Here is a 26,687-nt window from a genome sequence, read left to right on the forward strand (position 1 = left end):
GCTCTCCGGTAGCGTCCACTTCTGATGTTTCTTGTTTGAGTTTGTTCGTTCGGTTGGCACGTTTGGGAGGTGGGCGAAGGTGCCCGTACTGGCTCAGGCGGATCTTCGGCTCGACGCGAATCCGCTCGACTACGTGTTGCTGGTGATCTACTTCGCGGTGGTCCTCGGCATCGGCGTCATGGCGAGACGCTCGGTGTCCACGAGCTTGGACTTCCTGCTGTCCGGGCGGTCGCTCCCGGCCTGGGTCACGGGTCTGGCGTTCATCTCCGCGAACCTCGGCGCGATCGAGCTGCTGGGCATGGCGGCCAACGGCGCCCAGTACGGCCTGCCGACCGTGCACTACTACTGGATCGGCGCGATCCCGGCCATGGTGTTCCTCGGCCTGGTCATGATGCCGTTCTACTACGGCTCGAAGGTGCGCAGCGTCCCCGAGTTCCTGCGCCGCCGCTTCGGCACCGGCGCGCACCTCGTCAACGCGCTGAGCTTCGCGCTCGCCCAGGTCCTCATCGCGGGCGTCAACCTCTACGCGCTGGCGCTGCTGCTCAACCTGCTGCTGGGCTGGCCGATCCCGCTGTCGATCGTGATCGCCGCGCTGGTCGTGCTGACCTACACCACCCTCGGCGGCCTGTCCGCCGCGATCTACAACGAGGTGCTCCAGTTCTTCGTGATCGTCGCGGCGCTGCTGCCGCTGACGATCGTCGGCCTGCACAAGGTCGGCGGCTGGAACGGCCTGGTCGACAAGCTGACCGCGAAGGGCGCGGGCGAGGAGCTGGGTGCCTGGCCCGCCACCGAGCTGACCGGCATCTCCAACCCGGTGCTCAGCGTCATCGGCATCGTGTTCGGCCTCGGCTTCGTGCTGTCGTTCGGCTACTGGACGACGAACTTCGCCGAGGTGCAGCGCGCGCTGTCGGCGAAGAGCATGTCCGCCGCCCGGCGCACGCCGATCATCGGCGCGTTCCCCAAGGCGCTGATCCCGTTCATCATCATCATCCCCGGCATGATCGCGGCCGTGGTGATCCCGCAGGTGCAGGCGCTCAACGAGGGCGGCGACGCCAACGGCATCACCTACAACGAGACGCTGCCGCTGCTCATCCGCGAGCTGCTGCCCAACGGCATGCTCGGCATCGCGATCACCGGTCTGCTGGCGTCGTTCATGGCCGGTGTCGCGGCGAACGTCAGCTCGTTCAACACGGTGTTCACCTACGACCTGTGGCAGGACTACGTCCGCAAGGACCGGCCTGACGAGTACTACCTGCGGGTCGGACGGCTGGCGACCCTCGGCGGCACGATCATCGCGATCGGCACGGCGTTCATCGCCTCCGGCTACGGCAACATCATGGACTACATCCAGGCGCTGTTCTCGTTCTTCAACGCGCCGCTGTTCGCCACGTTCATCCTCGGCATGTTCTGGAAGAGGATGTCCGCGGCGGCGGGCTGGATCGGCCTGGTGGCGGGCACGCTCGGCGCCGTCGTGATCTTCGTGATGGCGGACCCGAAGCTGCTCGGCGTGCTCGACCTGCCGGGCCAGGGCGCCAGCTTCGTCGGCGCCAGCGTGGCGTTCGTGCTCGACATCGTGGTCAGCGTCGTGGTCACGATGTTCACGAAACCCGTGCCGGAGAAGCAGCTCGGCGGGCTGGTCTACAGCCTCACGCCGAAGGCGGACCGCACGCACTCCACCACCGGCGACGACGCGGGCTGGTACCGCTCGCCCGCGCTGCTCGGCGGCGGCGTGCTCGTCCTGACCACCGCGCTCTACATCATCTTCGGCTGAGGAGGCAGAGATGGCCGAGAAGGGGCAGAAGGCGGGTCTGTTCGACCTGCGCCTGATCATCGCCGTGCTGTTCGGCATCTACGGGGTCGTGCTGACCGTCGTGGGTCTCGCGTTCACCAGCGACGAGGACCTCGCGAAGGCCGACGGGCTCAACATCAACCTGTGGTCCGGCATCGGGATGTTCGTGCTGGCCGCGGTGTTCGCGGCCTGGACGTTCACCAAGCCGCTGGTCGTGCCGGAGGAGGTCCCGGAGGCCGAGCCGGGCGGGGTGCACTAGCCCCCGGCTCCGCGACCGGTCACGACCGGCGAAAGCCGGAGCTTTCGGACGCCGCGCGCCGGTGGGGGGTCGGGGCTCAGCCCCGGCCCCTCACGACCTGCGCTTGTGGTGCGGGTAGATGGGGTTGAACGCCTCGACGGTCCAGTCGTCGATCCAGCGGAACGCGCGGCCGACCGTGCGGCCCATCGTCGAACGCCTGATGCGGTGCTTCGCGGTCATGCTGTCCTTCCTGTGGGAAAACCTTCCACCCTGTACATCGCGTCGATCTTCTGAATCGTTCCCGAACCTGTCCGTGACCCCGCCCACGCCCACGGTGTCCGGTTGGACACCAACTGCCGGGTTCGCTCGGTGTCCGGCCCGATCGCTCGCTACCGTGCACCTCGTGCCCCGTCTCGCCCGCCGCGTTCCCGCGGTCGCCGCCGCCCTCTGCGCGCTCACCATGCTGGCCGGGTGCGGGTCGGACGCGCTGGCGAAGAAGCCGCCGTTCCCGCGCAGCACCGTCCAGGCAGCCAAGGGGATGACCGACCCGTCCACCGACCCCGGATCGGGTTCCACCGGCTCGGGCAAGCCGGTCGACCCGGCGTTCGCCGTGGACAAGCTCCGGCTCGTCGACCCGTGCAAGCTGCTGGACGCCGACACGCTCAAGGAGCTCGGCAAGCCTGACGAGGCGGTGCCCGGCGGGTTCACCCGGTGCTCCAACTTCATGAAGGACAAGGCGGGCAAGGACCTCTCGATCACCATCGAGGTCGGCCAGACGCTGACCAGCGAGGTCGAGAAGGCGGACAAGAAGCTCGCCGGGCTCAACAGCTACGAGCAGGTGCTGGAGGGCAGCGCCTGCTTCGTCACGGTGATCACCCAGGAGGATCCGGGCATCGGCATCACCGTGCAGGTCGGCTACAAGGACGGCGACGGGTGCGAGCCCGGCCGCAAGATCGCCGAGTCGGTGGTGAAGCTCGCCAAGGGCAAGGCCGTCGCGCGGACCGCCGCCAAGGGCTCCCTGATCACGCTGGACCCGTGCGAGCTGCCCTCCGACGCCGCCGTCGCCGACGCGGCGAAGGAGTCGCCCCGCGTCTACCCGTACGGCCTGCACAACTGCTCGTGGGTCGGCTCGGACGCCGAGGTCACCCTGGACTTCCGCGGCGGCTACGTGCCCAAGGACGACAAGTTCGACCCCAAGCAGGTCGACGTCGACCTCGGCGGCGTGAAGGCCTACCAGGTGGAGAGCAGCACGTCCTACCCGTCGTGCACGCTGCGGTGGGTCCAGCTCAAGGGGCAGGACAACGACGGCGAGGTCGTCGAGGTGAAGTCGGCCGGACCCAAGAAGTCCGAGTTCGACCGGTGCGCGAAGGCGCAGGCGTTCGCCAAGGCGCTGCTCCCCAAGATCCCGAAGGCCTGACTGGGGCTCACGGGGGCGGCGAATTCCCCTACTCTTGGGTAACCGGCCGCACCGCACACCTTGGAGGGCTCATGACGCAAACCGCCCCAACGGGGTCCGACTCAGCCGAGTCCGCCGTCGTGGACGCCGAAGCGCGGTTCGCCTCGTTGGACCCCCGCACCGGCGAGGTCGTCGGCCACCACCCGGTGCACACCGCCGAGGACGTCCGGGCCGCCGTGCTGGCCGCGCGCTCCGCCGCCGTCGGGTGGGCCGAGCTCGGGTTCGACGGCCGCCGCGCCCGGCTCGACGCGTGGCGCAAGCTCCTGGTCCGCAGGCTCGACGAGTTCCAGGCGCTGATCAGCAGCGAGACCGGCAAGTCCGCCGACGACGCGCGCACCGAGCTGACCCTGGTCATCGACCACGTCCACTGGGCCACCCGCAACGCGAGCCGCGTGCTCGGCAAACGCCGCGTGTCACCGGGCATGCTCATGTACAACCACGCCGCCAGCCTCGAGTACAAGCCGCTCGGCGTCGTCGGCGTGATCGGCCCGTGGAACTACCCGGCGTTCACGCCGATGGGCTCGATCGCCTACGCGCTCGCGGCGGGCAACGCCGTGGTCTTCAAGCCCAGCGAGTTCACCCCCGGTGTCGGCGAGTTCATGGCCAGGACGTTCGGCGAGGCCGCCGCGGAGCACGCCGGGGTGTTCCAGGTCGTCACCGGTTTCGGCGAGACCGGCGCCGCGCTGTGCCAGGCGGGTGTGGACAAGGTCGCGTTCACCGGGTCGACGCCGACCGGCAAGAAGGTCATGGCTGCCTGCGCCGAGTCGCTCACCCCGGTGCTCGTCGAGTGCGGCGGCAAGGACGCGCTGATCGTCGCCGACGACGCCGACGTGAAGGCCGCCGCCGCGGCGGCCGTGTGGGGCGGGATCTTCAACGCGGGCCAGAGCTGCGCGGGTGTCGAACGGGTCTACGTCGCGGAGCCCGTGGCCGACGAGTTCATCGAGCTGGTCACCAAGCAGGCCGCCAAGCTCCGTCCCGGCGGCGAGCCCAACGCGTCGTTCGGCCCGATCACCATGCCCCGCCAGGTCGAGGTCATCCAGGCCCACGTCCAGGACGCCCTCGACCGCGGCGGCCGCGCCGTCGTCGGCGGCCTCGACTCGATCCGCCCGCCCTACGTCGAGCCCATCGTGCTCGTCGACGTCCCCGAGGACTCCCGCGCCGTCACCGAGGAGACCTTCGGGCCGACCTTGGTGATCACCAGGGTGCCCGACGCCGACGAGGGCGTCCGCCTCGCCAACGCCCTGCGCTACGGCCTCGGCGGCTCGGTCTTCTCCCGCACCCGCGGCGAGGAACTGGCCCGCAAGATGCACTGCGGCATGGTCTCCGTCAACGCCGTACTCGCTTTCGCCGCCATGCCCGGCCTCCCCTTCGGCGGCATCGGCGACTCCGGCTTCGGCCGCATCCACGGCGACGACGGCCTCCGCGAATTCGCCACCCCCCAAGCCGTAACCCGCCTCCGCTTCCGCGCCCTCCTCAACCCCATGACCTACGACCGCGGCACCCGCACCGTCCGCCACGTAGTCCGCCTGGCCCGCCTCCTCTACGGCCGCTAACAGCAGCCGACCCACCCCCCCACCCACCCGGCCCACCCCGATGGGTGCAGCCCGCCAGCGCGCATCCGGCGCGGAGCGCCTGGGGCCTTGTCGGCGCCAGCCGATGCCCTGTGTCAGGCGCAGCCTGATGCTGGCGAAGCCAGACCCCCTCCCGCCCCCGATACACAGCGCCCTCCTGCCTCACCCTTGTTTGTCAAGATGGCTTTATCGTCTTGACAACCAAGGGTGAGGCATTGAGACAATCGCGCACCGGGGGCCGGGCTTCGCACTTCCCCCCAACCCCACCCCCGACACCCCCACCCCACCCGATCGAGGCACTTCGACCGTTACGGCAAACGCCCACGTGGGGTACTAATGGCATTCGGTCAGCGACGATCGGAGGGCACGATGAAGAAGATCATCAACGATCCGTCCACTGTGGTCGAGGAGTCCTTGCGGGGGATGGCCTCGGCGCACCCGGACCTCATCAGGGTCCAGCTCGACCCCGCCGTGGTCGTGCGGGCGGACGCCCCGGTGTCGCGCAAGGTCGCCATCATCTCCGGTGGTGGTGCCGGTCACGAGCCCATGCACGGCGGGTTCGTCGGCAAGGGCATGCTCGACGCGGCGTGTCCCGGTCACGTGTTCACCTCGCCCACGCCCGACCAGGTGCAGGCGGCGCTCGCCATGACCGACGGCGGTGTCGGCGCTCTGCTGATCGTGAAGAACTACACCGGTGACGTGCTCAACTTCGAGACCGCGGCCGAGCTGGCCGAGGCGGACGGCGTCGAGGTGCGCACCGTCGTGATCGACGACGACGTGGCGGTGACGGACTCGCTGTACACGGCGGGCAGGCGCGGGGTCGGTGGGACGCTGCTGCTGGAGAAGATCGTCGGTGCGGCGGCCGAGCGCGGGGTCGACCTCGACGGTTGCGAGGCGTTGGCCCGCAAGGTGGTCGCCCAGGTGCGGTCGATGGGGCTGGCGCTGGCGTCGGGCATCGTGCCGCACGCGGGCGTGCCCAGCTTCACCCTGGCCGACGACGAGATCGAGCTCGGCATCGGCATCCACGGCGAGCCGGGCAGGCGCCGGGTGCCGTTGGGGACGGCCGACGAGATGGTCAAGAGCCTGCTGGACCCGATCCTCGAGGACCTGCCGTTCGCCGAGGGCGACCGGGTCCTGCTGTTCACGAACTCGATGGGCGGGACCCCGCTGATCGAGCTGTACTTGGCGCACGGCATCGCGGAGCGGTTGCTGGCGGAACGGGGAGTCGTGGTGGAACGGCGTCTGGTCGGGCCCTTCGTGACCAGTCTGGAGATGCAGGGCATGAGCCTGACCCTGCTGAAGCTGGACGACGAGCTGGTCGACCTGTGGGACGCGCCCGTGCACACCGCGGCGCTGCGCTGGGGGGTCTGACCGTGGTGGCCTGTTCCGCGCACGGGGTGGCGGTCGTCATGCGGGCGGCGAGCCAGGTGCTCGAGGAGCACCGGGTCGAGCTGAGCACGCTCGACCGGGAGATCGGCGACGGCGACCACGGCGAGAACATGAACCGCGGGTTCGGCGCGCTGGTGACCGCGCTGGAGCGGGACGCGCCGGACTCGCCGGGCGGGGTGCTGAAGCTCGCGGCGACCACGTTGATCTCCAAGGTCGGCGGGGCGGCCGGGCCGCTCTACGGCACGGCGTTCCTGCGCGCGGCGACGGCGGTGAAGGACGCCGCCGAGCTGGACGCGGACCTCGTGGCGAAGGCGCTGCGCGCGGCGCTGGACGGCGTGGTCGCCCGCGGCAAGGCAGAGCTGGGCGACAAGACGATGGTGGACGCGCTGCTGCCCGCCGTCCGGGCGGCCGAGGAGGCCGCCGGGCGCGGCGAGGACGTGCCCACCCTGCTCAAGGCGGCCGCCGAGGCGGCGGCCGAGGGCGCGGACTCGACGGTGCTCCTGGTCGCCCGCAAGGGCCGCGCGTCCTACCTGGGCGAACGCAGCGTCGGGCACTTGGATCCGGGTGCGCGCTCGACGTCGCTGCTGCTGCGGACGTTCGCCGACGTGGCGAGCGGGGTCCGGTGACCACGCGGGTCGGCCTGGTCCTCGTCTCGCACAGCAGGCGGTTGGCCGAGGGGGTCGCCGAGCTGGCGGCCCAGATGGCCCCGGACGTCGTCGTGGTCGCCGCGGGCGGTGACGGCGACGGCGGTCTCGGCACGGACTACGCGACCGTCACCGGTGCCGTGGTCGAGGCGGACGCCGGCGCGGGCGTGGTGGTGCTCTACGACCTCGGCAGCGCCAGGATGGTCGCCGACATGGCGGCCGAGGACGCGGAGGACCGCCAGGTGGTCGTCGTCGACGCGCCGATCGTGGAGGGCGCGGTCGCCGCCGCGGTGTCCGCGCAGGGCGGCGCGGGCCTGGCGGTCGTCGCCCAGGCGGCGGTGGGCGCGGCGCCCGGCGCGCCGAACCCGGCGGTCCGGCCGTCGCTGCGGCTGGTGACGAACGCCTCCCGGCTCGACGTGGTGCTGACCAACGAGGTAGGGCTGCACGCCCGGCCGTCCGCGCTGCTGGCGCGCACGGTCGCGGAGCTGGACGCGGACGTCGTGGTGCGGTTCGGCGGCGAGGAGGCCGACGCGAAGAGCGTGCTCGCCCTGATGGGCCTGGGCGCTCCGGAAGGCGCGCGCATCGAGGTCGTGGCCAGCGGCAAGGACGCCGACGAGGCGCTGCGGCGCGTGGAGGAACTGGCGGAGCGCGGATTCGACGAGTGAATCGATGACTTGCTCGATCCCGATGGTGAAGCTCACCCGGTGGGACGGCCGGACCGTGGCATAGTCGCGACAAGTTACCGTTCGGTAGCCGTGGCACGGGAGGTCGTTGTGGCGCGCCAGTTCAGCACGGTCGGAGTGGTCGGACTCGGCACGATGGGTGCCGGTATCGCCGAGGTGCTCGCCCGCACCGGCCTCACCGTGATCGCGGTCGACGTGAACGAAGAGGGCCTGGCCCGCGGGCTCGGCCACCTGGAGCACTCGACGTCGCGGGCGGTGGCGCGCGGCAAGCTCGACGAGGCCGGGAAGGCCGTGCTGCTCGGCCGGATCACCACCACGACGGAGCTGGCCGACCTCGCGGAGTGCGACCTGGTGGTCGAGGCCGTGCCGGAGCGGATGGAGCTCAAGGCCGCCGTGTTCGCCGCGCTGGACGGGATCTGCGGTCCCGACACGGTGTTCGCGTCCAACACGTCGTCGCTGTCGATCACCGAGATCGGCGTGCACACCGGGCGGCCGGGCAAGGTCGTCGGCATGCACTTCTTCAACCCCACGCAGGTGTTGAAGCTGGTGGAGGTCATCCGGTCGGTCGTCACCGAGCCCGAGGTCGTCACCGACGTCGTCGCGCTGGTCGAACAGCTCGGCAAGGCGCCCGTCGTGATCGGCGACCGGGCCGGGTTCATCGCCAACGCGCTGCTGTTCGGCTACCTCAACCACGCCGTGCGGATGTACGAGTCCCGTTACGCCACAAGGGAAGACCTCGACGCGGCCATGCGGTACGGCTGCGGCTACCCGATGGGACCGTTGGCGCTGCTGGACCTCATCGGGCTGGACACCGCCTACGAGATCCTCGACACGATGTACCACCAGTCCCGCAACCGGCTGCACGCCCCGGCGCCGCTGCTCAAGCAGATGATCACCGCCGGGCTGCTGGGCCGCAAGAGCGGCCGCGGCTTCTACACCTACGACGCCCCCGACTCGCCGACCGTCGTGCCCGACGCGCACACCCCCGCCGCCGCGGCCGACGACGACTCGGTGCGCGAGGTGCGCCGGGTCGGCGTGGTCGGCACCGGCACGATGGCGACCGGGATCGTCGAGGTGTTCGCCAAGCGCGGCTACGACGTCGTGCTGCGGGCCCGCACGGCCGACAAGGCCGACGCCGCGCTGGCCAAGGTGCGCAAGTCGTTGGACCGGGCCGTGTCCAAGGGCAAGCTGTCCGATGTGGACGCCGCCGCCGCGCTCGGCCGCGTGAGCACCGCGGTGGAGTTCAAGGACCTGGCCGACTGCGACCTGCTCGTCGAGGCCGTGGCCGAGGACCTGACCGTGAAGAAGGCCGTGTTCCAGGCGCTGGACGAGGTGTGCAAGCCGGGCGCGGTGCTGGCCACCACCACGTCCTCGCTGCCGGTGGTCGAGTGCGCCGCGGCCACCACCAGGCCCGGTGACGTCGTCGGGCTGCACTTCTTCAACCCGGCGCAGGTCATGAAGCTGGTCGAGGTCGTCGACACGATCGCCACCGACGCCGACGTCGTCGCGACGGCCCGCGAGGTGTGCCTCGACCTGGGCAAGGTGCCGGTGCACTGCGGCGACCGGGCCGGGTTCATCGTCAACGCGCTGCTGTTCCCCTACCTCAACGACGCGGTGAAGATGCTGGAGGCGCACTACGCCGACGCCGCCGACATCGACAACGCCATGAAGGTCGGCTGCGGGCTGCCGATGGGGCCGTTCGAGCTGCTCGACGTCGTCGGCCTCGACGTGTCGCTGGCCATCGAGCGCTCGCTGTACCTGGAGTTCCGGGAGGCCGGGTTCGCGCCCGCGCCGCTGCTGGAGCACCTCGTCACCGCGGGCAGGCTGGGGCGCAAGACGGGCAAGGGCTTCCGCGACTACGGCTGAGGGCCGCCGAGCGCGCAGGTACCGTCGTTTGGCATGGTGGTGGGTATGCGGCGCGCGTTGATCTCGCTCTTGGTCGTGGTGCTCGGGCTCACCACAGGATGCGCCTACACGGTGCGCGGAACCCCGGTGGCCGAGCAGCGGCTGGACATAGACTCCCCCTTCTCCACCGACAGCGGCAACGACCCGTCGTCGTCGGTGGACCCCTCGGAGTCCGCGCCGCCGACGACCTCGGGCAGCGGCACGCCCCCGACGTCGTCCTCCGACACGCCCGCGGACCCGGTGTCGAACCTGTGCGGCCTCGTCGGCTGGGGTGACATGCCCTACACCGGCACGGACAAGGCGGGCCCGCCCACCGACCGCGACTACGACCCGACCTACGACCAGTCGTGCAAGTGGCAGACCAAGTCCGGCAGCCTCGACGTCGGCGTGACGCTGCGCTACCGCGCGGGCAAGCCGCTGGCCCTGCAGCAGAACACCGGCGAGTACGACCTCAACGGCCACAAGGTCACCTACCTCGACCGCTCCACCGACGCCGAGGTCCAGCCGTCCTGCGTACTGGTCCTCGACTACGCGGCGGGCGGTCTCGGCATCATCGTCATCGACGGCTCGAACAAGTACGGCCCCATCTGCGACCAGGGCAAGCACCTCGCCGAGGTGCTGCTGTCGAAGGAACCGTAGTCAGCCGCAGCAGCCCCCGCCGCAGCAACCGCCGCCGCCCCCACCACCGGCGGGCGCCGCGGCGTTCCCCGCGAGACCCAGCACGGACAGCAGCTTCACGGTGTCGGTGTGGCCGTCGGGGCACGTCGCCGGGTCGGACGACTCGGCCATCGAGCGGTTGACGTCGAAGGTGGAACCACAGGACTTGCAGCGGAACTCGTAGGTCGGCACCCGCCCATCATCCCCGCCGGGTGGCGGGTCCGACCAGCACCCATCGGTACTCTGGTGCCCCGTGCCCCGCCGCAACCACCCCAAGCGACCCTCGTCGGACGGCGGCGACGACTCCCGCCCGCTGGGTGGCGGCGTCGGCTGGGCCCGCAGCGAGTCGGCACCGGACGGCGAGTGGCTGGTCCGCAACGTCCCCGGTGCGCAGACCACGAAGTTCTACCGGTGTCCCGGTTGCGACCACGAGATCCGCCCCGGCACGCCGCACGTGGTCGCCTGGCCCGCCGCGGACTACGGCTCGGTGGAGGAACGCAGGCACTGGCACCAGGGTTGCTGGAACTCGCGCGGCCGTCGACGGCCCGCTGGACGGTGGTGAACGTGGTCCGCGTCTCGGCCAACACGGTGTTGCCCGCCCGCCGCGAGGACGTGCGGTTGAGGACCGCCGACGGCCTGTCGCTGGTGGGGGAGCTGTCCCTGCCCGCCGACCGCGAGCCGCGCGCCACGCTGGTGCTGCTGCACCCGTTGCCCACGCACGGCGGGATGATGGACTCGCACCTCTACCGCAAGGCCGCCTGGCGGCTGCCCGCGCTGGCGGACCTCGCCGTGCTCCGCTTCAACACCCGCGGCACCGCGAGCGAGGCGGGCCGCAGCGAGGGCGCGTTCGACGACGGGGTGGGGGAGCGGCTGGACGTGGCCGCCGCGCTGGAGTTCGTCGCGACCCGCGGGCTGCCGGACGTCTGGCTGGTCGGCTGGTCGTTCGGGACGGACCTCGCCCTCATGCACGGGTGCCTGCCCGAGGTGCGCGGAGCCGTGCTGATCTCCCCGCCGCTGCGGTGGAGCACCCCGGAACAGCTCGGCGTGTGGGCGGCCTCGCAGAAGCCGGTCGTGTGCCTGGTCCCCGAGTTCGACGACTACCTGAAGCCGGACGAGGCCGAGCGGCGGTTCGGCGTCGTCCCCGCCGCCGAGGTCGTCGCCTTCCCCGGTGCCCGGCACCTGATGGTCGGCCACTCGGAGAAGGTGCTCGACGCCATCGTCGACGCCGTGGCCCCGGAGGTGCGCACGCCGCTGGCCCGCGACTGGGACGGGCCCTGCGAGAAGCGCCAGGTCGTCATCGTCGAGGCGTAGGGACCGCCACCTGCCCCGATGTCAGCGGCGGTTGGCCGCCGGGGTCGGCTTGCTGATCTTCCGCGTCGCCTCGTCGGGGCTCACGACGGGCTCCGCGTCCGCGGGCTTGGCGTCCGCGGGCTTGGCCAGGTCGACGGTCTCGCCCACCGGCGCGGCGATCTCCGTCTTGGCCTCGGCCTGCTTGGCGTCCACCGGCTTCGGCTGCTCCACCGGCTTCGCCTGCCCCGCAGGCTTGGGCTGTTCCGCGGGCTTCGCCTGCGCGGGCGCCGTCGGAACGGGTGCGGCCTGGGCCTCCGCCTTGGCCGCGGCATGCTCCTTCTCCACGTCCAGCGGGTCCAGCAGCGGCGCGATGTCCTGGAGCGCGGTGCGCGCGCTGCGGAGCTGCTGCGCCAAGCCGTTGCGCAGCTGCGCCAACGCCTCGACCTGCTTCCCCGCCTGCGTCACGCGGCGGTTGGCCTCCTCGGTGGCCTCCCGGACCCGGCGGTGCGCCTCGTCCGTGGCCTCCTGCACCCGTGCGGTCGCCTCGGAGATCGAGTCGTGCCGACGCCGGTTCGCCTCCTCGGTCGCCTCCCGCACCAGCCGCTGCGCCTCGGCGTTGCTGGCGGCCTGCTCCTGGGAGATCTGCGCCCGGATCCGGGCCGACTCCTCCTGGGACTCCCGCAGCCGCCGGTCCGCCTCGGCCTTGCTGGCGGCCTCCTGCTCGGCGAGCGTGCTCATCGCCTCGACCCGGCGGGCGGCCATGGCGATCTCGAAGTCCTCCTCGACCGTCAACCGCCGCTTCTCCGCCTCCTCGACCACGACGGCCGCGGCCTTGGCCGCCTCCGCGGTGATCTTCTCGGCGTCGGCCTGCGCCTTCTCCAGCACGCCGCGGTGCTCGGCCTCCAGGTCGGCGCGCCGCTGGTCGAGCTCGGCGATCAGCTTCTCGTAGCGGGTGCGCAGCACCCCGGCCTCGCCCTCGGCCTTGGTGCGGATGTGCCCGCCCTCGGCCTCGGCGCGCGCCTTGATCTCGTTCGCCTCTTCCTGGGCGAGGCGCAGCATGCGCTGCAACCGCTCGCTCAGGCCTTCCAGCGTGCTCGGCGGCATGGAGAGCCGGTCGACCTGGCCGCGCAGCTCGGCCATCTCGGAGCGGGCGGCCTCGAGCTGGCGGGCCAGGTCGTTGGTCTGGGAGACCGCGGCGTCGCGGTCGGCGGCAAGCAGTCGGAGGTCCGAGTCGAGCCGCTCGAGGTGGTCCTCGACCTGGCCCTTGTCGTACCCGCGCTTGGCGATGTCGAAGCCGGATCCCAGCGGGACGAGGTCACGATCGTCGGCGAGGCCCATGGCACCACGCTACCCGTTGGGGGGCCTCGCCCGTCACCCCGACATGGTCTTGCTTACACGCCGCGGAACCGGTTGATGTGCGGCAAATGCGCCGCTCGCAGCTCGTGGTCGCGCACGCCGAGGCCTTCGGCGGGCGCGAGGCACAGCACGCCGACCTTGCCCTGGTGGGCGTTGCGGTGCACGTCGTGCGCGGCTTGTCCGGTTTCCTCCAACGAGTACACCTTGGACACCGTGGGGTGGATCTTCCCCTTGGCGACCAAGCGGTTCGCCTCCCAGGCCTCGCGGTAGTTCGCGAAGTGCGAGCCGACGATCCGCTTGAGGCTCATCCACAGGTACCGGTTGTCGTACTGGTGCAGGAACCCGCTCGTCGAGGCGCAGGTGACGATCGTGCCGCCCTTGCGCGCCACGAACACGCTGGCGCCGAACGTCTCGCGGCCGGGGTGCTCGAACACGATGTCCGGGTCGTCGCCGCCGGTCAGCTCGCGGATCCGCGAGCCGAACCGCTTCCACTCCTTGGGGTCCTGCTCGTGCTCGTCCTTCCAGAACCGGTAGCCCTCGGCGCTGCGGTCGATGATCAGCTCCGCGCCCATCGACCGCACCAGCTCCGCCTTCTCCGGGCTGGACACGACGCAGATCGGCGTCGCGCCGCCGTTGAGCGCGAACTGCGTGGCGTAGGAGCCGAGCCCGCCGGACGCGCCCCAGATCAGCACGGTGTCGCCCTGCTTCATGTTCGCGCCGTTGGCGGACACCAGCTGCCGGTACGCGGTCGAGTTGACCAGGCCGGGGGAGGCGGCCTCCTCCCAGGTGAGGTGGTCGGGCATCGGCATGAGCTGGTTGGACTTCACCAGCGCCAGCTCGGCCAGGCCGCCGAAGTTCGTCTCGAAGCCCCAGATCCGCTGCTCCGGGTCCAGCATCGTGTCGTTGTGCCCGTCGGCGTGCTCCAGCTGCACGTCCAGGCAGTGCGCGACCACGCGGTCGCCGGGCTTCCAGGCGTTCACGCCGGGGCCGGTGCGCAGCACGACGCCCGCCAGGTCGGAGCCGACCACGTGGTAGGGCAGGTCGTGCTTCAGCGCCAGCGGCGAGGACTTGCCGTACCGCTTGAGGAACCCGAACGTCGACATCGGCTCGAAGATCGACGTCCACACGGTGTTGTAGTTGATCGCGCTGGCCATCACGGCCACGAGCGCCTCGCCGGGGCCGAGCTCCGGGGTCGGCACGTCGTCGAGGTGCAGCGACTTGCGCGGGTCCTTGTCCTTGGTGGCGACGCCGTCGAACATCGCGGTGTCCTCCTCGTGCACCGTGACGCCGCGGTAGCTCTCGGGCACGGGAAGGGTCGCGATGGCGTCGAGCTCGTCGGCCAGGATCGCGTCGAGGATCTTCTGCACGGCGTGTCCTCCCATGTGAGGAGTATCGGGCTGAGGAGCGGAAGTCGCTGGGTGCGGGACGTTACCGACGAGTAACCGATTCAGATCGGGCGATGTGAGGCAGGGCACGGAAAGTAATGTTGACCGGGCGGCCAATCAAGGCGGAGCATCGGAGGTGTCCCTGAAGGACGTGGAGGTTTGGCCATGGACAAGGCTTGGACGAGGTGGCAGGACTGGGCCGAGGTCGTGCTGGGCGTCGTGGTGCTGCTGACCCCGACGGTCGCGGACACGACGACGGGCGCGATGTGGACGATGATCGTGCTCGGCGCGCTGATCGCGATCGACGGACTGGTGTCGCTCGCGGCTCCCGCGGTGGTGTACGGCGAGTGGTTCCAGATCGTGCTGGGAGCGCTGCTGTTCATCTCGCCGTGGGTGATCGGCTACAGCGACCTGACCGGCGCCGCGTGGACGTCGTGGGTCGCCGGGGTGCTCACCGCCGCGGCGGGCGCGGTCGCGCTGCCCGCGGCGAACGCGGCGCACTCGGGGCTGGCGGGCCAGCACTGAGCGGTCGACGACCATCCGGGCCCACAACCCAGCGGTTGTGGGCCCCTTCGCGGGTGAGGAGCCCTTCATGGCCGAGGACGAGTCGGCGCGCGAGCGCATCCTGGTGGCCGCCGGGGAGCTGTTCGCCGAGGCGGGCTTCGACGCCACGCCCACGTCGCGCGTCGCGGAGCGCGCGGGCGTGCCCAAGGGCCTGGTGCACTACTACTTCCGCCGCAAACCCGACCTGCTCACCGCGCTGGTGCCGCGCCTGCCGGACGCGGCCGTCGACCTCGACGACGTCGTCGTCCCCGGCGACGTCGCGGCCAGCCTGGCGAGGCTGGTGGCGGTGCTGGACGCCCGGATCGAGGCGTCCCCGCTGCTCTCGCACCTGCTGTGGCGCGAGGCGGACACCCACCCGGACGTGCGCGACGCGCTGCACGAGCGGCACCGCGTGCTGGCGGGCCAGGTCCGCGCGGTCATCGTCGCCGCGGCGGGCCCGGCGGCGGCCGACCGGGACGTCGACAGCGCCGCCGCGCTGGTGGCGCTGGCCGTGAGCTACCGGCACTCGGTGGCCCGGCACAACCCGGACGCGGACCGGTTGATGGACCGCGAGCTGGCGTTCGTGGCTAGTGCGCTCGGCTAGCCGGTTCGACGAGCTCGATCAGCACGCCGCCCGCGTCCTTCGGGTGCACGAAGTTCACCCGGCTGTCGGAGGTCCCCCGGCGGGCCTGCTCGTACAGCAGCCGCAGACCCTTGCCGCGCAGGGCCTCCGCGGCGGCGTCCACATCGGACACCCGGTAGGCCAGCTGCTGCAAGCCGGGACCGGAGCGGTTGATGAACTTGGCGATCGTCGACGTCTCGTCCAGCGGCGCGAGCAGCTGCACGGCCGGGCCGGTGCCGTCGTCACCGGGCGCGCGCAGCATGGCCTCGCGGACGCCCTGGTCCTCGTTCACCTCGCTGTGCGCGACCTCGAGGCCGAAGTTGTCGCGGTAGAACGCGATCGCGACGTCGAGGTCCGGCACCGCGATGCCGACGTGGTCGATGGCGGTGACGAGACCGCTGAGTGCTTCCTGCATCGGGCCAGACTAGTGACGGAATCGGTGCAGGGGCAGTTGTGCGACGCCTCACAGGGGTACCGATCGGTAACCCTGGGTATCGTGCGAAGTTAACGTCCGCTCACCGCCTGGAGGCTGTTGTGTCCGGTTCCGTCATCGTCGCCGGTGCCCGTACCCCGATGGGCAGGCTGCTCGGGCAGCTCAAGGACTTCACCGGCGCGCAGCTCGGCGGGGTCGCGATCAAGGCGGCGCTCGAACGGGCCGGTGTCGCCCCGGAGCAGGTGCAGTACGTGATCATGGGCCAGGTGCTGACCGCGGGCGCGGGCCAGATCCCGGCCCGGCAGGCCGCGGTGGCCGCGGGCATCCCGATGACCGTGCCCGCGCTGACCGTCAACAAGGTGTGCCTCTCCGGCGTGGACGCCATCGCGCTGGCCGACCAGCTGATCCGCGCGGGCGAGTTCGACATCGTCGTGGCGGGCGGCCAGGAGTCGATGACGCAGGCGCCGCACCTGCTGCAGAAGTCGCGCGGCGGCTTCAAGTACGGCGACGTGACCATGCTCGACCACATGGCCAACGACGGCCTGTTCTGCGCGTTCGACCAGGTCGCGATGGGCGCGTCGACGGAGAAGTACAACAGCCGCTACGAGCTGACCCGCGAGCAGCAGGACGCGTTCGCCGCCCGCTCGCACCAGCGCGCCGCCGCCGCGATCGAGAAGGGCCTGTTCGCCGAGGAGATCGCGCCGGTGAGCATCCCGCAGCGCAAGGGCGAGCCGGTCCTGGTGAGCACCGACGAGGGCGTGCGGCCGGACACCAGCGTGGAGACGCTGGGCAAGCTGCGTCCCGCGTTCGCCGCCGACGGCACCATCACCGCCGGTTCCGCCTCGCCGATCTCCGACGGCGCGGCCGCGGTGGTCGTGATGAGCAAGGCCAAGGCCGAGGAGCTGGGGCTGAGCTGGATCGCCGAGATCGGCGCGCACGGCGTCGTGGCCGGTCCGGACGCGAGCCTGCACGAGCAGCCGTCCAACGCGATCAAGGCCGCCTGCGCCAAGGAGGGCATCGACCCCGCCGACCTGGACCTCATCGAGATCAACGAGGCGTTCGCCGCGGTCGGCATCGTGTCCGCGCGGCAGCTCGGCGTGTCCGAGGACAAGGTCAACGTGAACGGCGGCGCCATCGCGCTCGGGCACCCGATCGGCATGTCCGGGGCCCGCATCGCGCTGCACCTGGCGCTGGAGCTGCGGCGCCGCGGTGGCGGTGTCGGCGTGGCGGCGCTGTGCGGTGGTGGTGGTCAGGGCGACGCGCTCGTCGTGCGGGTGCCTAAGGTCTGAGGTGTGACGCGGACTGTTGAGGTATCCGACCTGGTCGACCGCGCGCGGGATGGGCAGCCGCGCGCGGTCGCGAGGCTGATCTCGCTCGTGGAGGACGCCAGTCCGCACCTGCGCGAGGTCGCCGAGATCCTGGCCCCCCTGACCGGGCGGGCCCGTGTGATCGGCCTGACCGGTCCGCCGGGTGTCGGCAAGTCGACTTCCACGTCGGTGCTGGTCGCCGCGTACCGCAAGCAGGGCAAGCGGGTCGGCGTGCTCGCCGTCGACCCGTCCTCCCCGTTCTCCGGCGGCGCGCTGCTCGGCGACCGGGTCCGCATGCAGGACCACGCCACCGACCCCGGTGTCTTCATCCGCTCCATGGCCACCCGCGGCCACCTCGGCGGCCTGTCCTGGGCCACCCCGCAGGCGCTGCGCGTCCTCGACGCCGCCGGCTTCGACATCGTCCTCGTCGAGACCGTCGGTGTCGGCCAGTCCGAGGTCGAGGTCGTGTCGCTCGCCGACACCACCCTCGTGCTGCTGGCTCCGGGGATGGGCGACGGCATCCAGGCCGCCAAGGCGGGCATCCTGGAGGTCGCGGACGTCTTCGTGGTCAACAAGGCCGACCGCGACGGCGCCGACGCCACCGCCCGCGACCTCAAGTACATGATCTCCCTCGGCCGCCGCGACCGCGAGGGCCCCTCCTGGCGACCGCCGATCGTGAAGACCGTCGCCGCCAAGGGCCAGGGTGTCGACGAGGTCGTCGCGGCCGTCGACGGCCACCACGCCTGGATGGCCGAGCACGGCGAGCTGGAACGCCGCCGCGCCCACCGCGCCGCCAGCGAGATCGAGGCCATCGCCGTCGCCCGCGTCCGCTCCGGTTTCGGCGACCCGCGCGGCGGCGCGGCCCTCGAACAGCTCGCGAAGCGGGTCGTCATCGGAGAACTTGATCCCTATGCTGCCGCTGATCACCTGATCGAAGGACTCCAGTCCTGAGGCGGGCCTTCCGCCTCTAGGCAACGGTGGGTGAACGGCCGACCGTGGGTGTCCCCCCGCGCTCATCCCCCGAGAGAGGTGCGAACGTGGACTCCGCAGACGTGGATTCCGCCGGCTTCGAAGTGCTCTCCCGCCAGGACTGCCTCGGACTCCTCGCCTCGGTCGCCATCGGCAGGCTCGTCTTCACCAACCGCGCCCTCCCCGCGATCCAACCCGTCGCCTTCACCCTCCACGACGAAGACGTGGTGATCCGCCTCCCCGAAGGCAGCACCGCCCTGGCCGCCGGCAACGCCGTCGTCGCCTTCGAGATCGACAACGTCTCCCACGACATGCGCGAAGGCTGGACCGTCACCGTCGTAGGCCACGCCCACGAAGTACGCGACCCCGACCAGCTCACCCGCCTAGCCGCCTTACAACTGCCGTCCCACGGCAAAAGCCCCACAGACCACTACCTGATCATCACCGTCGAAGTGGTGAACGGCACCCGCATCCCCCACCCCCGCCAGGGCTGAAGCAAAGCCGGCCAGCCACCCACCACCCACCCACCCCCGCCCCGTTGGGCGCAGCCCGCCAGCGCGCATCCGGCGCGCAGCGCCTGGGGCCTTGTCGGCGCCAGCCGATGCCTTGTCCGCCGCGAAGCGCGGATGCCCCGTCCAACGGCGAAGCCGAGGATGCTTTGTCCAACGGCGGAGCCGAGGATGCCTTGTCGAGCGCAGCTCGATGCTGGCGAAGCCAGACTCCCCCTCTGCCCCCGATCCACAGCGCCCTCCTGCCCGATCTTCGTTGTCAAGACAGCTTTATCGTCTTGACAACGAAGATCGGGCATTGAGACAATCGCGCGCCGGGGGCTGGGCTTCCCACTTGGTGACTACGACGCAACCGATGCCCAGACTTCCCCGGACCCGAACCCCCACTACGCCGTCCGAGCACCATCCCCTCCCGCCGACTACGGAGAGCAGTTACCCTCGTCCACGTCCCCACGAAAGGGATGGTCACGTGGTCGGTTCGGGCGGTTCGGACGCGCACGCGCTGCGACTAGACACCCTCCTGCGCCAACTCGCCGAGCGCACGCCGGAGGCCCTGGTCTCCCAGGAGCGCCTGCACCGGCTCCTCGACGCCCTCGTCTCCCTGTCCAGCGACCTCTCCCTCCCCGACGTCCTGCGCCGCGTGGTCGACTCCTCCTGCTCCCTCGCCGACGCCGACCACGCCTCCCTCACCGTCATCAGCCCCGACCGCCGCCTCCTCGAGTACACCCACACGAAAGACACCCACACGAAGAACACCAACAGCACCCCGCACGCCGAGACGGACACCGACACCCTCACCCTCGACGTCCACGTCAAGGGCTCCCCCTTCGGCACCCTCCGCCTCTCCCGCCACGCGACCCGCACCCCCTTCACCCCCGTCGACACCGAACTCGTCACCGCCATCGCCCACGCCGCCGGCATCGCGATCGAGAACTCCCGCCGCTACGAGCAGACCCGCCAGCGCGAGGTGTGGCACCGCGCCTCGAACGAGGTCACCAGCGCCCTCCTCACCGGCATCTCCGGTCGCGAGGCCCTGAACCAGGTGGCCGAGCAGGCCCGTGGGGCCGCCGACGGGATCGTGGCCGCGCTGGTGCTCCCGGACGCCCGCGGCGACCTCGTGCTGGAGGTGGTGGACGGGGCTCTCGGCAGGCACGCGCACGGTTACGCGGTCCCGACCAACGCCGTCGTCTGGGAGGTCTTCTCCGAGGGGCGCGGCAGGGTCGTGGACAACGCCGTCCAGGACGGCCCGTGGCCGCTGGACGTGGATCCCCGCCTGGTCGAGGACTTCTCCCAGGTGGGGCCGATGGTCCTGGTGCCGATGGCCGCGGGCGACCGCGTGCTGGGCGTCCTGATGGTGGCCCGGCAGACCGGTCACCACCCCTTCGACGCCGCCGACGTGGAGCTGGTGGAGTCGTTCGCCTCCCAGGCCGCGCTCGTGCTGGAGTTCACGCGCGTCCAGGAGGACAGCAGGCGGCTGGCGATCCTGGAGGACCGCGACCGCATCGCCCGCGACCTGCACGACCTCGTGATCCAACGGTTGTTCGGACTGGGGCTGGGGTTGCAGGGCCTCAACGGCACGGTCGACCAGCCGGTCGTGGCGGCCAGGTTGGGCGGGTTCATCGAGGAGGTGGACCACACGATCCGCGAGATCCGGCGCACCATCTTCTCCCTGCACGAGCCGCCCAGCGGCGGCATCAGCCTGCGGGGGCAGCTGCTGCGCGCGGTGCGGGAGTCCGCGCGGCTGCTGGGGTTCGAGCCCAAGGTCGCGCTGGACGGCCCGCTCGACTCGGTCGTGCCGGACCAGGTGCGCCCCGACCTGCTGGCCAGCCTGCGGGAGGCGCTCGCCAACGCCGCCCGGCACGCGGGCGCGACGTCCGTGTCGGTCTCCGTCGCCGTGGACCGCGCGGCGACCAGGGTGGAGCTCGTGGTGCGGGACAACGGGAAGGGCCTGCCCGAACGGCAGGTCCGGCACAGCGGTGGGCTCGTCAACATGTCCGCGCGCGCCGACCGGTGGTCCGGCCGGTGCGACGTGGAGTCCGAACCCGGCCAGGGCGTGTCCGTCGTGTGGTCGGTGCCGTTGGTGCAGCAGTACGACCAAGGCCAGGAGGGCCCATGACGATCACCGTGCTGCTGGTGGACGATCACGAGATCGTGCGCCGCGGCCTCCAGCAGCTGCTCGCGGTGGAGGCCGACATCACCGTCGTCGGCGAGGCGGACACCGCCGCGGCCGCGATCGCGCTCGCGCCGGTGCTGAAGCCGGACGTCGTGATCATCGACGTGCGGCTGCCGGACGGCAACGGGGTGACGGTGTGCCGCGAGATCCGCTCGACGGCGCAGCCGCCGCCCGCGTGCCTGATGCTCACCTCGTACTCCGACGACGAGGCGCTGTTCGGCGCGATCATGGCGGGCGCGGCCGGGTACATGCTCAAGCAGGTGTCCGGCAACGACCTGGTCGCCGCCGTGCGCACGCTGGCGGCGGGCGGGTCGCTGCTGCACGCGGGCGTGACCGCGACCGTGCTGCAACGGCTGCGCAGCGGGCCGGAGGAGGACCCGCGCTACGCGACGCTGAGCCCGCAGGAGCGGCGGATCCTGGACCTGATCGCCGAGGGGCTGACGAACCGGCAGATCGCGCACCGGCTGTACCTGGCCGAGAAGACGGTCAAGAACTACGTGTCGTCGCTGCTGCACAAGCTCGGTTTCGACCGCCGGACCGAGGCGGGCGTGTACGCCGCACGAAGGCGTGACAGCGGGTCGAGTCCGGCGATCTAGTTACGATTGACATGTCAACCTGGGTACGGTGGCCGTGGATCACCATCGCTCATCCCGGGGGACTGACATGGACTCTGATCACTCGAACCTCACCCGTCGCGGCCTGCTCCGCGGGGCGGCCGTGCTCGGCGGTGCCGCGTTCGTCGGCGTGCCCGACGCGACGTCCACCCCGGCGTCGGCCAGCGCGTCCGCCGTCGAGGAGGCGGGCGGCCACCGCTTCACCGCCCGCGAGGGCACCGGTATCGCTCCCGCCCTCTCGCCCGACGGCAAGCTGGTCGCGATCGACCTCTACACCGCGATCTGGGTGCTGCCCTCGGGCGGCGGCCGGGCCCGCAGGCTCACCGACGTGGAGCAGGACGCCACCCGGCCGCACTTCTCGCCGGACTCGAAGACCGTGGTGTTCCAGTCCTACCGGGACGGCAACTTCCACCTGTGGACCATCGGGGTCGACGGCCGCGGCCTGCGCCAGCTGACCACCGGTCTCAACGACCACCGCGAGCCGCGGTTCTCGCCGGACGGCACGAAGCTGGTGTTCACCAGCGACGTCGGCGGCAGCTACAACCTGTGGCTGCACGACCTGGCCACCGGCAGGCAGACCCAGCTGACCAGCACCGACTCCGACGAGGGCGAGCCGAACTGGTCGCCCGACGGCACCCGCGTGGTGTGCACGGTCGACGGCACCGCGATCGACGCCGTCGACCTCGCGGGCGGCAGGCAGCGGCTCGTCGAGCCGGTCGCCGACACCCGGCTGCTCGGGCCGGGCTTCGCGGCCGACGGCAGGCTGAGCTACACGAGGCTGCGCGGCGCGAAGACCGACCTCGTGGTCGACGGCCGGGTCGTGACGCGGGACGAGGACCTGTTCTGCTTCCCGGTCGAGTGGGTGTCGGCGAGCACGGTCCTCTACACCGCCGACGGCGGCCTGCGCACCCGCGACCTGACCACCGGCGCGAAGTCCGCGGTGCCGTTCGACGCGACCGTCGAGTACCGGCCGCACGAGAACCGGCGCGCGAAGCGGGACGTGTCCTCGCGCGCGGAGCACGCCGTGAAGGGGATCGCGGGCCCGGTGCTGTCGCCGGACGCGAAGACCGTGGCGTTCCGGGCGCTCAACGCGCTGTGGCTGCTGCCCGTCGGCGGTCGGCCGCGCAAGGTCGTGGACGACGGGTACTTCAACTCCGACCCCGACTGGCACCCCGACGGCACCGCCCTGGTGTACGCGAGCGACCGCGGCGGCACGGCCGCCCTGTGGCGCCACGACGTGGCCTCCGGCGCGGACACCCGGCTGACCGCGCTGGCGGGCGCGCAGGTCACGCCGCGCTGGGCGCCGGACGGCAACCGGATCGCCTACCAGGACGCCGACGGCGCGACCTGGGTCTACGACGTCGCCGCCGCGACCACCCGGCAGGTGCTGCCCGCGCTGTTCCAGCCCGGCCGCCCGACCTGGTCGGCCGACGGCAGGACCTTGGCGCTGGCGGCCGTGAAGCCGTTCTCGAAGCGGTTCCGCGAGGGCACGAGCCAGGTCCTGCTGGTCGGCCTGGACGACGGGAGCGTCCGCTACGTCGAGCCGATGCCCTACCGGTCGCTGTCGACCAGGGGCGACGACGGCCCGGTGTGGTCGCCGGACGGCAGGTGGATCGCGTTCGTGGTCGAGAGCGTCGTCTGGGTCGTGCCGGTCGACGCGCGCGGCACGTTCACCGGCGAGCCCCGGCAGCTGACCCGCGAGGCGAGCGACGCGCCGTCGTGGAGCGGCGACTCGAAGTCGTTGCTGTACCTGAACAACGGCAGGCTGAAGCTGATCGGCCTCGACGGCGGCCGCGCGCGGACCGTCGAGCTCCCGCTGACCTGGACCCGGTCCCGCCCGCGCGGCCGCACCGTCATCCGGGCGGGCGCGCTGTGGGACGGCAAGAGCGGTTCCCTGCGCCGCGACGTCGACGTCGTCGTCGAGGGCGACAGGATCGCGGCCGTGCACGACCGCCGCGAATGGGCGGCGGGGACGACCGTCGTGGACGCCTCCGGGCTCACGCTGATGCCCGGCCTGATCGACGCCCACAACCACTGGCACCTGCGCGGACGGCAGTGGGGCGCACGGCAGGGCAGGCTCTGGCTGTCCTACGGCATCACCACCACCCGGTCACCCGGCGACCCGGCCTACCAGATGCTGGAGACCAGGGAGGCGCTCGACTCGGGCGCACTGCTGGGACCGCGCTACCTCGCCACCGGCGAAGCCGTCGACGGCAGCCGGGTCTACTACAACTTCATGCGCCCCACGACCAGCGAGGCCCAGCTGGCGCTGGAGCTCTCCAGGGCCGTGGAGCTGGACTACGACCTGATCAAGACCTACGTGCGGCTCCCCGTCGCCTCGCAGCGCAAAGTGGTGGAGATGGCCCACCGCAAGGGGATGCCGCTCAGCTCGCACTACCTGTACCCGGCGGTGGCGGTCGGCATGGACGGCATGGAGCACACCGGTGCCACGAACCGGCTGGGCTACTCGCACACCACGAGCAGGCTGGGGCGCACCTACCGGGAGACGACGGGGCTGTTCGCGGCATCCGGGATGTCGGTGACACCCACGCTGTTCAACTCGGCGATCCTCTACCGCGAAGACCGGTCGCTGTTCGAAGACCCGCGGACGAAAGCGCTGCTGCCGCCCTGGGAGTACGCGAAGCTGGCGGCGAAGGTGGCGGACGCGGGCCGGGAGACACCGACGAACGAACAGGTGGCGGCGGCGCTGCAGGGGAACGTCGCGATGCTGCTGGCCGTGCACCGCGGGGGAGGGTTCGTGATCTCCGGGACGGACTCGCCGCTGGACGACGTGGCGTTGAGCCTGCACCAGAACCTGCGGGCGATGGTCCGGTACGGGTTCACGCCGCTGGAGGCGCTGACGACCGCTACGCGGAATCCCGCGCGGTGGTTGGGGTTGGGGGAGCGGTTGGGGACGGTGGAGGCGGGGAGGTTGGCGGACCTGATCGCTGTGGAGGGGGATCCGTTGAGGGACATCAGGGCTGTGGCGGCGGTGAGGGTTGTTGTGGTGAACGGGGTTGTGCATCGGGTGGAGGAGTTGGCCGGGGGGTTCGGGGGTGGGGTTAAGGCTGCTGGGGTTGGTGGGGTGACTGGGGTGACTGGGGTGGCGTATGGGAGTGCGGATCCTGGGTTGTTCTGGTGGCATGGGGAGTCGGAGTCGGATGTGCATTACTGCCATTGATGCAGTGCTGTTGATGCAGTGCTGTTGATGTGAGCTGCCGTTAGGAGTGGGGTTGGGGAAGGGGGAAGCCCGGCCCCCGGCGCGCGATTGTCTCAATGCCCGATCTTCGTTGTCAAGACGATAAAGCTGTCTTGACAACGAAGATCGGGCAGGAGGGCGCTGTGGATCGGGGGCAGAGGGGGAGTCTGGCTTCGCCAGCATCAGGCTGCGCCTGACCAAGCATCCTCGGCTTCGCCGTTGGACAAGGCATCCGCGCTGCGCGGCGGACAGGGCATCCTTGCTGCGCGGCGGACAAGGCCCCAGGCGCTTCGCGCCGGATGCGCGCTGGCGGGCTGCGCCCATCGGGGTGGGGTTGGTTGGGTTGGGTTGTTTTTGTTGTTTTTGTTGGTCAGTTGAGCAGGTGTGCGTATTTCTGGAGTGGGTCGCCCACGGGGTGGGTGGTTTGGGTTGTCAGTCCTGTTGTTGGTTCTGGGATTGGGGTGCCTGGGCAGGTCAGGTCGTGTTGGGGGGTTTTGCCGTCGATGATGAAGGATTCGACGATGGTGTCGACGCAGGTGTTGCCGAAGGCGTAGATGCCGTGGTCGCCCTCGTCGGTGACGGTGAGCAGGCGGGAGCCTGCGAATCGTTGGTGGGCGCGTTGGGCGCCTTCCAGCGGGGTGGCGGGGTCGCGGACGGATTGCACCATGAGGATCGGGGGGACGCCGTGGCCGGTGGGGGGTTTGAGTTGTAGGGGTGGGCGGTGCCAGAAGGCGCAGGGGGCGGCTAGTTGGTAGTAGCCGACAAGGGGGTAGAGCGCGCCCTGGCGGGCGGATTCGCGGGTGAGGTAGGCGCGGTCGCCGTGGAACGGGGTGTCGTTGCAGATGACGGAGTAGAGGGTGGCGTTGGGGGCGTCGGGGAAGCGGCCGAGGGTGGTGGACGACGTGGTGAGGGCTGGTTGGTCGACGAGTTGGCGGATTGCCGAGAGCTGTTCGGCGCCGGTCTGGAAGGACGTCTTCGAGTACTGCACCCGGACGAGGAACAGGTCCAGGAGCATCGCGGTCAGCTGTGAGCCGTCACCCAGCGGGAGCGGGTTCGCGGCCAGCCTCGCCCGTGCGTACTCGTAGTTCTGCCTGACGGTCTCGCCGGTCGTGCCGAGGTGGTACAGGTCGTCGTGACGTGCCACCCACGGCAGGAAGTCGGTGCGGAAGCGGCGTTCGAAGGCGTAGCCGAAGGACTCGAAGACGGTCTGGAACGTCGAGGTGAACTCGGCGTTCGAGTCGATCACGAACTTGTCCACGCGCTGCGGGAAGTAGGTCGCGTAGTAGGCGCCGAGCCAGCTGCCGCCGGAGTAGCCGACCCAGTTGACCTTGTCGCGGCCGAGCAGGTGCCGCAGCAGGTCGAGGTCGCGGACGGTCTGCTCGGTGTTGACGACCTCGCCGAACTCGCCCGAGCTGGCCTGGCAGGCCCGCGCCTGCTGCTCGGCGTTGTCGTTGAGCTGCTTGAGGTTGGCCCTGCTCCGGTCGCGCGGGTCGGCCAGCGTGCTCCAGTCGTACCCGCCGCAGGTGACGTTGGAGCTCTCCCCGGTGCCGCGCACGTCGATCCCGATGACCTCCATGCTCGCCAGCAGCTTGGGCTGCCCGAGGAACAGCAGCGGCATCGTCCGGCCCGGACCGCCCGGTCCACCGGGGTTGGTCAGGACGCTGCCCCTGGCCTCGCCGCCCACCGGCCGGAGCCTGCTCACGGCGATCGTGATGTCGGTCCGCGCACCGGTCCGGCGCCAGTCCCTCGGCACCTGGTAGGTGCCGCACTCCAGGCGTTCGCCGCCGGGTGGCAGCCCCTCCGGCGGGTTGGCCGGGTCGAAGCAGGGTTTCCACTCGATCCGCTGGTCCAGGTACCGGTCGGGCACCCTGGCCTCCTGCGCCTGCGCGGGCAGTCCCCCGCCCAGCAGCGCGCCGACCACGGCCATCACCATCAGTGGTGTTTTTCGCATCCAT

The 26,687-nt window shown here is 71.1% G+C and carries 25 protein-coding genes; 19 read left to right on the forward strand and 6 right to left on the reverse strand.

Features of this window, described 5'->3' with window-relative positions:
- Positions 1 to 79 precede the first annotated feature (79 nt).
- Positions 80 to 1,771, forward strand: coding sequence for a sodium:solute symporter family protein (locus CLV43_RS40725; protein WP_106195210.1), 1,692 nt, complete (start codon positions 80 to 82; stop codon positions 1,769 to 1,771).
- Between the two features lie 10 nt (positions 1,772 to 1,781).
- On the forward strand, positions 1,782 to 2,048 hold the full coding sequence (locus tag CLV43_RS40730; protein ID WP_106195213.1) for a hypothetical protein: 267 nt from the start codon (positions 1,782 to 1,784) through the stop codon (positions 2,046 to 2,048).
- A gap of 90 nt (positions 2,049 to 2,138) precedes the next feature.
- On the opposite strand, the gene CLV43_RS50255 is transcribed toward CLV43_RS40730, so the two are convergent.
- On the reverse strand, positions 2,139 to 2,267 hold the full coding sequence (locus CLV43_RS50255) for a hypothetical protein (protein WP_281262203.1): 129 nt from the start codon (positions 2,265 to 2,267) through the stop codon (positions 2,139 to 2,141).
- Between the two features lie 163 nt (positions 2,268 to 2,430).
- Here CLV43_RS50255 and CLV43_RS40735 point away from each other — a divergent pair, with 163 nt between their 5' ends.
- The 7 genes from CLV43_RS40735 to CLV43_RS40765 all read left to right on the forward strand — a co-directional run bounded on the left by CLV43_RS40735 (position 2,431) and on the right by CLV43_RS40765 (position 10,314).
- Complete coding sequence (locus CLV43_RS40735; protein ID WP_170156238.1) at positions 2,431 to 3,444, forward strand: DUF3558 domain-containing protein; 1,014 nt, start codon at positions 2,431 to 2,433, stop codon at positions 3,442 to 3,444.
- A 71-nt stretch (positions 3,445 to 3,515) separates the two neighbouring features.
- A complete protein-coding gene (locus CLV43_RS40740) occupies positions 3,516 to 5,036 on the forward strand; it encodes an aldehyde dehydrogenase family protein (RefSeq protein WP_106195218.1) in 1,521 nt (506 codons plus the stop codon).
- Between the two features lie 387 nt (positions 5,037 to 5,423).
- Positions 5,424 to 6,425 carry a dihydroxyacetone kinase subunit DhaK gene (gene dhaK / locus CLV43_RS40745; protein WP_106195221.1) on the forward strand — a complete coding sequence of 334 codons (1,002 nt, stop codon included), beginning with the start codon at positions 5,424 to 5,426 and terminating at the stop codon, positions 6,423 to 6,425.
- 5 nt (positions 6,426 to 6,430) lie between these two features.
- Positions 6,431 to 7,069: a dihydroxyacetone kinase subunit DhaL gene (dhaL, locus tag CLV43_RS40750; protein ID WP_106195362.1), complete on the forward strand. Its 639-nt coding sequence runs from the start codon at positions 6,431 to 6,433 to the stop codon at positions 7,067 to 7,069.
- Positions 7,066 to 7,752, forward strand: coding sequence for a dihydroxyacetone kinase phosphoryl donor subunit DhaM (dhaM, locus tag CLV43_RS40755; RefSeq protein ID WP_245887369.1), 687 nt, complete (start codon positions 7,066 to 7,068; stop codon positions 7,750 to 7,752). The genes dhaL and dhaM overlap by 4 nt, the downstream gene beginning before the upstream one ends.
- 108 nt (positions 7,753 to 7,860) lie before the next feature.
- Complete coding sequence (locus CLV43_RS40760; RefSeq protein WP_106195224.1) at positions 7,861 to 9,636, forward strand: 3-hydroxyacyl-CoA dehydrogenase family protein; 1,776 nt, start codon at positions 7,861 to 7,863, stop codon at positions 9,634 to 9,636.
- 45 nt (positions 9,637 to 9,681) lie between these two features.
- Positions 9,682 to 10,314, forward strand: coding sequence for a DUF3558 family protein (locus tag CLV43_RS40765; protein ID WP_106195227.1), 633 nt, complete (start codon positions 9,682 to 9,684; stop codon positions 10,312 to 10,314).
- Here the strand turns inward: CLV43_RS40765 and CLV43_RS40770 are convergent, their stop codons facing one another.
- A complete protein-coding gene (locus CLV43_RS40770) occupies positions 10,315 to 10,524 on the reverse strand; it encodes an FmdB family zinc ribbon protein (RefSeq protein ID WP_106195230.1) in 210 nt (69 codons plus the stop codon).
- 61 nt (positions 10,525 to 10,585) lie between these two features.
- On the opposite strand from CLV43_RS40770, the gene CLV43_RS40775 reads away from it, so the two are divergent.
- Together CLV43_RS40775 and CLV43_RS40780 are read left to right on the forward strand one after the other, a co-directional pair.
- A complete protein-coding gene (locus tag CLV43_RS40775) occupies positions 10,586 to 10,894 on the forward strand; it encodes a hypothetical protein (protein WP_106195233.1) in 309 nt (102 codons plus the stop codon).
- Positions 10,895 to 10,896: 2 nt separating this feature from the next.
- A complete protein-coding gene (locus tag CLV43_RS40780; protein WP_106195365.1) occupies positions 10,897 to 11,643 on the forward strand; it encodes an alpha/beta hydrolase in 747 nt (248 codons plus the stop codon).
- A gap of 21 nt (positions 11,644 to 11,664) precedes the next feature.
- Here CLV43_RS40780 and CLV43_RS40785 read toward each other — a convergent pair whose 3' ends face one another.
- Both CLV43_RS40785 and ccrA read right to left on the reverse strand, forming a co-directional pair.
- Positions 11,665 to 12,960, reverse strand: a complete 1,296-nt coding sequence (locus CLV43_RS40785; protein ID WP_106195236.1) for a chromosome segregation protein — start codon at positions 12,958 to 12,960, stop codon at positions 11,665 to 11,667.
- Positions 12,961 to 13,013: 53 nt separating this feature from the next.
- Positions 13,014 to 14,360, reverse strand: a complete 1,347-nt coding sequence (gene ccrA / locus CLV43_RS40790) for a crotonyl-CoA carboxylase/reductase (protein ID WP_106195239.1) — start codon at positions 14,358 to 14,360, stop codon at positions 13,014 to 13,016.
- 168 nt (positions 14,361 to 14,528) lie between these two features.
- Here ccrA and CLV43_RS40795 point away from each other — a divergent pair, with 168 nt between their 5' ends.
- A complete protein-coding gene (locus tag CLV43_RS40795) occupies positions 14,529 to 14,888 on the forward strand; it encodes an SPW repeat protein (RefSeq protein WP_106195242.1) in 360 nt (119 codons plus the stop codon).
- A 67-nt stretch (positions 14,889 to 14,955) separates the two neighbouring features.
- A complete protein-coding gene (locus CLV43_RS40800) occupies positions 14,956 to 15,510 on the forward strand; it encodes a TetR/AcrR family transcriptional regulator (protein WP_106195368.1) in 555 nt (184 codons plus the stop codon).
- Here the strand turns inward: CLV43_RS40800 and mce are convergent.
- Positions 15,494 to 15,943, reverse strand: a complete 450-nt coding sequence (gene mce, locus CLV43_RS40805) for a methylmalonyl-CoA epimerase (protein ID WP_106195245.1) — start codon at positions 15,941 to 15,943, stop codon at positions 15,494 to 15,496. The genes CLV43_RS40800 and mce overlap by 17 nt on opposite strands.
- Positions 15,944 to 16,062: 119 nt before the next feature.
- On the opposite strand from mce, the gene CLV43_RS40810 reads away from it, so the two are divergent.
- The 6 genes from CLV43_RS40810 to CLV43_RS50260 all read left to right on the forward strand — a co-directional run bounded on the left by CLV43_RS40810 (position 16,063) and on the right by CLV43_RS50260 (position 24,714).
- Positions 16,063 to 17,250 (forward strand): acetyl-CoA C-acetyltransferase, encoded by a 1,188-nt coding sequence (locus tag CLV43_RS40810; protein WP_106195248.1) that lies wholly within the window; start codon positions 16,063 to 16,065, stop codon positions 17,248 to 17,250.
- A gap of 3 nt (positions 17,251 to 17,253) precedes the next feature.
- Positions 17,254 to 18,219, forward strand: a complete 966-nt coding sequence (gene meaB, locus CLV43_RS40815; RefSeq protein WP_106195250.1) for a methylmalonyl Co-A mutase-associated GTPase MeaB — start codon at positions 17,254 to 17,256, stop codon at positions 18,217 to 18,219.
- Positions 18,220 to 18,305: 86 nt separating this feature from the next.
- Positions 18,306 to 18,731 carry a pyridoxamine 5'-phosphate oxidase family protein gene (locus tag CLV43_RS40820; RefSeq protein WP_211304799.1) on the forward strand — a complete coding sequence of 142 codons (426 nt, stop codon included), beginning with the start codon at positions 18,306 to 18,308 and terminating at the stop codon, positions 18,729 to 18,731.
- Between the two features lie 484 nt (positions 18,732 to 19,215).
- Positions 19,216 to 20,862, forward strand: a complete 1,647-nt coding sequence (locus tag CLV43_RS40825; protein WP_245887370.1) for a GAF domain-containing sensor histidine kinase — start codon at positions 19,216 to 19,218, stop codon at positions 20,860 to 20,862.
- Entirely contained in the window at positions 20,859 to 21,515 is a 657-nt protein-coding gene (locus tag CLV43_RS40830; protein ID WP_106195259.1) for a response regulator, read from the forward strand. Before CLV43_RS40825 ends, CLV43_RS40830 begins: the two co-directional genes overlap by 4 nt.
- Positions 21,516 to 21,582: 67 nt before the next feature.
- On the forward strand, positions 21,583 to 24,714 hold the full coding sequence (locus CLV43_RS50260; RefSeq protein WP_106195262.1) for an amidohydrolase family protein: 3,132 nt from the start codon (positions 21,583 to 21,585) through the stop codon (positions 24,712 to 24,714).
- Between the two features lie 388 nt (positions 24,715 to 25,102).
- Here CLV43_RS50260 and CLV43_RS40840 read toward each other — a convergent pair whose 3' ends face one another.
- Positions 25,103 to 26,683, reverse strand: coding sequence for an alpha/beta hydrolase (locus tag CLV43_RS40840; protein WP_106195265.1), 1,581 nt, complete (start codon positions 26,681 to 26,683; stop codon positions 25,103 to 25,105).
- Positions 26,684 to 26,687 lie beyond the last annotated feature (4 nt).

Origin of the sequence: Umezawaea tangerina (genome assembly GCF_003002815.1) — a bacterium.
Classification (GTDB): Bacteria; Actinomycetota; Actinomycetes; order Mycobacteriales; family Pseudonocardiaceae; genus Umezawaea; species Umezawaea tangerina.

Excerpts from the sequence above, each read along its gene's own strand:
- CLV43_RS40730 (WP_106195213.1), top strand. The coding sequence starts at position 1,782 with ATGGCCGAGAAGGGGCAGAAGGCGGGTCTGTTCGACCTGCGCCTGATC.
- CLV43_RS50255 (WP_281262203.1), bottom strand. The coding sequence starts at position 2,267 with ATGACCGCGAAGCACCGCATCAGGCGTTCGACGATGGGCCGCACGGTC.
- CLV43_RS40740 (WP_106195218.1), top strand. The coding sequence starts at position 3,516 with ATGACGCAAACCGCCCCAACGGGGTCCGACTCAGCCGAGTCCGCCGTC.
- dhaK (WP_106195221.1), top strand. The coding sequence starts at position 5,424 with ATGAAGAAGATCATCAACGATCCGTCCACTGTGGTCGAGGAGTCCTTG.
- CLV43_RS40765 (WP_106195227.1), top strand. The coding sequence starts at position 9,682 with ATGCGGCGCGCGTTGATCTCGCTCTTGGTCGTGGTGCTCGGGCTCACC.
- CLV43_RS40785 (WP_106195236.1), bottom strand. The coding sequence starts at position 12,960 with ATGGGCCTCGCCGACGATCGTGACCTCGTCCCGCTGGGATCCGGCTTC.
- ccrA (WP_106195239.1), bottom strand. The coding sequence starts at position 14,360 with ATGGGAGGACACGCCGTGCAGAAGATCCTCGACGCGATCCTGGCCGAC.
- CLV43_RS40795 (WP_106195242.1), top strand. The coding sequence starts at position 14,529 with ATGGACAAGGCTTGGACGAGGTGGCAGGACTGGGCCGAGGTCGTGCTG.
- CLV43_RS40800 (WP_106195368.1), top strand. The coding sequence starts at position 14,956 with ATGGCCGAGGACGAGTCGGCGCGCGAGCGCATCCTGGTGGCCGCCGGG.
- mce (WP_106195245.1), bottom strand. The coding sequence starts at position 15,943 with ATGCAGGAAGCACTCAGCGGTCTCGTCACCGCCATCGACCACGTCGGC.
- CLV43_RS40830 (WP_106195259.1), top strand. The coding sequence starts at position 20,859 with ATGACGATCACCGTGCTGCTGGTGGACGATCACGAGATCGTGCGCCGC.
- CLV43_RS50260 (WP_106195262.1), top strand. The coding sequence starts at position 21,583 with ATGGACTCTGATCACTCGAACCTCACCCGTCGCGGCCTGCTCCGCGGG.
- CLV43_RS40840 (WP_106195265.1), bottom strand. The coding sequence starts at position 26,683 with ATGCGAAAAACACCACTGATGGTGATGGCCGTGGTCGGCGCGCTGCTG.